At 42.4% G+C, this 4,398-nt stretch carries 5 protein-coding genes and 1 tRNA gene; 5 read left to right on the top strand and 1 reads right to left on the bottom strand.

Going from position 1 to position 4,398, the window contains the following annotated elements:
- Positions 1–14 precede the first annotated feature (14 nt).
- Positions 15–1,115 (top strand): LPS export ABC transporter permease LptF, encoded by a 1,101-nt coding sequence (lptF, locus tag AB4653_RS07330; RefSeq protein WP_009847716.1) that lies wholly within the window; start codon positions 15–17, stop codon positions 1,113–1,115.
- Between the two features lie 3 nt (positions 1,116–1,118).
- Positions 1,119–2,189 (top strand): LPS export ABC transporter permease LptG, encoded by a 1,071-nt coding sequence (lptG, locus tag AB4653_RS07325; protein WP_017103680.1) that lies wholly within the window; start codon positions 1,119–1,121, stop codon positions 2,187–2,189.
- A 61-nt stretch (positions 2,190–2,250) separates the two neighbouring features.
- Here lptG and AB4653_RS07320 read toward each other — a convergent pair whose 3' ends face one another.
- A complete protein-coding gene (locus tag AB4653_RS07320) occupies positions 2,251–2,727 on the bottom strand; it encodes an RDD family protein (protein WP_017097527.1) in 477 nt (158 codons plus the stop codon).
- A gap of 195 nt (positions 2,728–2,922) precedes the next feature.
- Here AB4653_RS07320 and AB4653_RS07315 point away from each other — a divergent pair.
- The 3 genes from AB4653_RS07315 to AB4653_RS07305 form a co-directional block, all read left to right on the top strand.
- Positions 2,923–3,007 (top strand) — tRNA-Leu (locus tag AB4653_RS07315).
- Positions 3,008–3,252: 245 nt separating this feature from the next.
- Positions 3,253–3,660 carry a VOC family protein gene (locus AB4653_RS07310; protein WP_029223884.1) on the top strand — a complete coding sequence of 136 codons (408 nt, stop codon included), beginning with the start codon at positions 3,253–3,255 and terminating at the stop codon, positions 3,658–3,660.
- A gap of 81 nt (positions 3,661–3,741) precedes the next feature.
- Positions 3,742–4,398, top strand: a 657-nt coding sequence (locus AB4653_RS07305; RefSeq protein WP_372103706.1) for an HD-GYP domain-containing protein, incomplete at its 3' end; no start/stop codon positions are given.

The following is a 4,398-nucleotide window of genomic DNA, read 5'->3' as shown; positions in this document are numbered from 1 at the left end:
TAGGTAATTTGAGCGTGATTATTGTTAGATATTTGATCCGAGAGACAATCAAGAGCCAATTTGCGATATTTTTTGTTCTCTTTCTCGTGTTTCTCAGCCAAAAGTTCATCAGTGTTTTAGCCGACGCCTCTGATGGTGATATTCCAGCAAGCCTTGTATTATCGATCGTGGGTCTAAATATGCCAGCGATGGGGCTCTTGATGCTTCCACTTAGTATCTATATTGGCATTTTGCTGACTTTTGGCCGCCTTTATGCCGAAAGTGAGATTGTGGTGATGAATGCTACGGGTATTGGCAATAAATTCCTCATCCAATCAGCACTTTATCTGGCGTTGATTACCGCAACTGTCGCTGCTTTTAACTCCTTTTGGCTGTCTCCGTGGTCACAAGATAAAGTAGAACAAATGTATGAGGAAGTGGCTGCAGAGAACAGCGTCGATTTACTACCCAAAGGCAAATTTGCAAGGACTCCCGATGGTTCTTCAGTTGTGTTTATAGAGGGTATCGATGGTAATCAATTAGACAATGTGTTCGTTTCTCAAATGCGACCTCGTGACTCAGTGCTTCCTAGTGTGATGTTCTCTAAGTCGGGAGACGTAAAAGAATTGAGCGATGGCCGCCAAGTTATTGTGATGTACGATGGTACTCGTCATGAAGGAGTGCCTTCTCGCCTTGATTATAGAGTGACGCACTTTGAAGAGTATGAAGGCTTAATTGGTCAGCGTGAAGTAGAGAAGAAAGGTCGAGAGTGGGAAGCGATTCCAACTATTGATCTTATTGGAAATCAAGATAATCGTGCCAAGGCTGAATTGCAGTGGCGCATGTCACTGGTGTTGTGTATCCCATTGTTGACTATGCTCGTTGTACCGCTGTCAGCAGTTAATCCACGACAAGGTCGTTTTGCAAAAATAGGTCCGGCAATCCTGATTTATTTGACTTACTTCTTGGCAATCAGTGCAACCAAATCTTCAATTGAAGAAGGGGACATTCCTGCTGCAATAGGCATGTGGCCAATCAATGCATTATTATTGTTTGTCGCGATTGGTGCCAACTTTATGGATAGTGTGCCTGTTAGGCGTTTGAAAGAAAAATTCAAGAATAAGAGGTTGGCTTAAGCCGTGTTTAAGATTCTCGATTTATATATAGGCAGAACCATCATCGCGACCACCTCACTGGTATTGGTGACGTTTGTCGGTCTCTCTGGAATTATCAAGTACGTTGAGCAATTGCGAAAGGTAGGTCGTGGTACATACGATCTATTACAAGCGTTGTATTTCGTTTTATTGAGTATTCCTCGTGATATCGAAATGTTCTTCCCAATGGCGGCATTGCTTGGTGCATTGATTGGGCTTGGTATGCTTGCTGCGAGTTCTGAGCTTGTGGTTATGCAAGCCGCGGGTTTCTCTAAGTTAGATATTGGTTTATCGGTACTTAAGACTGCGATTCCGTTAATGGTGATAGTGACATTGCTTGGGCAGTGGGGAGCTCCGCAAGCGCAGAAGATGGCTCGTGACTTAAGAACCATCTCGGTTGCTGGTGGTAGTATTATTTCTACTCAAAGCGGTGTTTGGGCTCGAGATGCCAACGACTTTATTTTCATTGTTAAAATAGACGATGATAAGCTCTATGGTTTGAACATGTGGCGCTATGATGAGAACAAGGCTCTGAAAACGGCCATATACTCAAAAGAAGTCGATTACGTTGGAGACAACGTTTGGACAATGCGCGATGTTGAGGTCACCTCTTTTGAGAATGAAATTCAGGTCACTAAAGAGAATTTACCGACTTTTTCTTGGGAAACATCGTTAGCTCCAGACAAACTCGCGATAGTGACGGTGAAACCGGAGGAGCTGTCGTTAAGTGGGCTGTATGACTATGTTTCTTATCTCAAAGCATCAGAACAAGATGCAGCACGTTATGAGCTAGCATTGTGGCGAAAGATAACTCAACCTATTTCGATAGCGGTCATGATGTTGATGGCATTGTCGTTTATCTTTGGTCCTTTACGTAGCGTGACCATGGGAGCAAGGATTCTCTCTGGTGTGATTGCTGGTTTTACTTTCTATATATCCAGCGAGTTCTTTGGTCCAATCAGCTTGGTTTATCAAATACCACCAGCCTTTGGTGCGATAGCCCCTAGCGTGGTGTTTTTCGGAATTGCCATCATGCTCTTGAGGCGGAAACTATAAATGATAAAGGAAGGCGTTAAGCCTTCCTTTTTTGATCTTGCTTTAAGTTCGCTTAATAGCGTTATTGTGCCTTTGGCAACACAACGACTTCGGTCTTTGCCCAGATATCGTGAAAGCCACGTTTCTGAGGATCGAATGGAACACATAAGTTTGCAAGTCCAAACCCCGATGTACCTAAACGTATTAGCGCTTGAGTTATTGTGATCGCAGAGCCATCTTTGTTTTGAACTCGTAGCTTCCAAGCTCTCATCCCCAGAGTTTGACCTGCTCTGGTCCAGAAGAAGACAAAGAAGTAAACCCAAACGACGACTAAGTAAAAAGTATACGCAGGGCTCCAAATCGGATGATTAGTCAAGAAGTCACTGACATCGGCATACCCGCTATGGTTAAAAATACCAAGAGCCATGAGTGCGTGCAGTAGAGCAACAATGATGCCGGCAGCCATCATTTCAATAGCGATTACAATGAGTGCGTCATAGAACAAGGCACCAAATCGGCGCATTACCCCAGCTGGTGGCAGAGTGTTTGTTGATGTCATGGTGTTATTACTTCTTTAAAAATTGAGGCGTCAGAATATAGTTTAAGGCTTGGCCTGAAAAGAGACATGACGCACAGCTTATGACTTAGTGGCGAAATTATCGGCAAACACACATGAATTCAAGTTTTTATACTTGCCACATCAGTTCGCATACGTATAATGCCAAACATCGACAGGGCAATGCCCCAAGATAATGCCGGTATGGTGAAATTGGTATACACGACGGATTCAAAATCCGTTGCCTTCGGGCGTGGCGGTTCAAGTCCGCCTACCGGTACCATATTTAAATAACAAAGCCTCGACTCAAGTCGGGGCTTTGTTATATCTGGAGAATAGAAAGTGTTGCCTTCGTAGTAGCGACAGGAACGCCTGTCCAATCAGTCAGTTCTTATTGTGCCATTCCAAAATATTACCGTTTCCGTTCGTAATGCGATTCCTTAGTAAATTAATTATCTTAAATCAGAATGTTATCTGTCATTCTCACGTCTATTGTCTATGTTTAAAGGACTAATAGAGGAGAAACATATGCTGACAGTAACCCCTTACTTGTTTTTTGATGGTCGTTGTAGTGAAGCGTTAGATTTTTATCATAAATGCTTTGGTGGTGTTGTTTTATCGAAGCAACTCTTTAGTGATGCTCCTCAGGTAATAGAGGGGGCACAACCTAGTTGGGTTATGCACGCTGAGTTCGAAGCATTTGGTATGAAGCTCATGATGTCTGATGGCGTTAAAGCTAAAGAACTTGAAGGGAACAATCTGGCACTTTCCTTGGTTACCGAGGATACCGCGACTCAAGAGAAAATTTTTGAGAAGCTTAAACAAGGAGGGCGAATAATGACGCCACTCGCAGATACGTTTTGGGGCGCTAGATTTGGTAAAGTGGAAGATAAGTTCGGTATTCGTTGGATGGTGCATTGTGATTCTTTAAGTTGAACCTGTGAAATTGGATAGTGAAATTCCCGTGTGGTTTTATTAGAATTATAAATATAGATTATTAATCAATATTATATAAATATGGGCAGCATAAAGATTACTGTAGATCGCATCCAGCCCGGCCTACACATACGACTCCCCCTAAAATGGAACGAACACCCATTTTTATTCAACAGCTTCAAAATAAAAGATGACGCTCAAGTGAAAATAATTCGGCATCTTGGGATTAAGCATGTCTATATAAATCTAAGTCAAAGCGATACTGCACCTTTACCTTCTAATCACGAGATAGAGAAAGGGGCCGATTCAGATCTACAGATAAGCCTTGAAACTGAAAGGATGTGGAAAGATAAGCATGAACGTATCGAAACCCTAAGCTCTTACCGTCGTAGAGTCAGTCATTGTGAGAAAGAGTTCGAGCGCTCGCTTGCTCGAATGCGTTCAGTAATGACAAAAATTCGTAACCGACCTATAGATGCGGTAGGAGAGGTTAAAAGTCTAGTTGATGATATTGTTGAAATACTGGCAAGTGACGATAGCGTTACCTTACATCTTATGAATGCTAAAGCTGACTTTGAAGACATTTACTTTCATACATTAAATGTCTCTGTCGTTGCGTTAATGATAGGTAAAGCTAAAGGCTACAATACTCAACAATTGAAAGCGCTTTCTTTTGCTGCTCTGTTCCATGATGTAGGAAAGATCAAAATACCAGCTGCAATACTTAGAAAGCAGAGT

Source organism: Vibrio sp. 10N.222.48.A3, from assembly GCF_041475345.1.
GTDB classification, from domain to species: Bacteria; Pseudomonadota; Gammaproteobacteria; order Enterobacterales; family Vibrionaceae; genus Vibrio; species Vibrio tasmaniensis_A.
This window is presented reverse-complemented; position numbering and strand designations above follow the sequence as displayed.

What these genes read in the sequence shown, in the direction of transcription:
- AB4653_RS07320 (WP_017097527.1), bottom strand. Translation starts at nt 2,727, where the DNA reads ATGACATCAACAAACACTCTGCCACCAGCTGGGGTAATGCGCCGATTT.
- AB4653_RS07310 (WP_029223884.1), top strand. Translation starts at nt 3,253, where the DNA reads ATGCTGACAGTAACCCCTTACTTGTTTTTTGATGGTCGTTGTAGTGAA.